At 62.5% G+C, this 379-nt stretch carries 1 protein-coding gene; it reads left to right on the top strand.

Annotation, left to right across the window (positions count from 1 at the left end; genetic code table 11):
* Positions 1–245, top strand: a 245-nt coding sequence (locus tag EN852_RS36030) for a hypothetical protein (protein ID WP_210238300.1), incomplete at its 5' end; no start/stop codon positions are given.
* Between the last annotated feature and the right edge of the window lie 134 nt (positions 246–379).

The following is a 379-nucleotide window of genomic DNA, read 5'->3' as shown; positions in this document are numbered from 1 at the left end:
CCTGGACCCGGGCACCAGGTTCCCACCGTGGCCCTATGAGTCACCCAGTGCGTAAGGTCATCGAGACCTTCACCACGATCACGGCGCTCATCTGCCTGATCGTGGTGCCACCACTGGCCGGCGTCATCGCGTACGGCCTGTGGCTCACCTTCCCCTCCCCCTTCGACATGCAAATCCCCGCGCTTGGCGCCGGTGCCTGGACAGGCGTCGTGGTCGCCGCGCTCATCAGACGAGGTTTCGAATGATCAACGGTCTCTCCTACAACCAGCTCGCCTACGAATGCCACCAGAACAATGCCAAGTGGTGGCACGACCTAGACACCGGCGCTCGCCTGGATCGAGACAAGGACGAGCTGCTCATGCTCGTCGTGTCAGAGATC

It is taken from the genome of Mesorhizobium sp. M2E.F.Ca.ET.209.01.1.1 (assembly GCF_004010375.2).
Taxonomy (GTDB): Bacteria; Pseudomonadota; Alphaproteobacteria; order Rhizobiales; family Rhizobiaceae; genus Mesorhizobium.
Note: the sequence above shows the minus strand (reverse complement) of the source record. Positions and strands in the feature narration are given on the sequence as shown.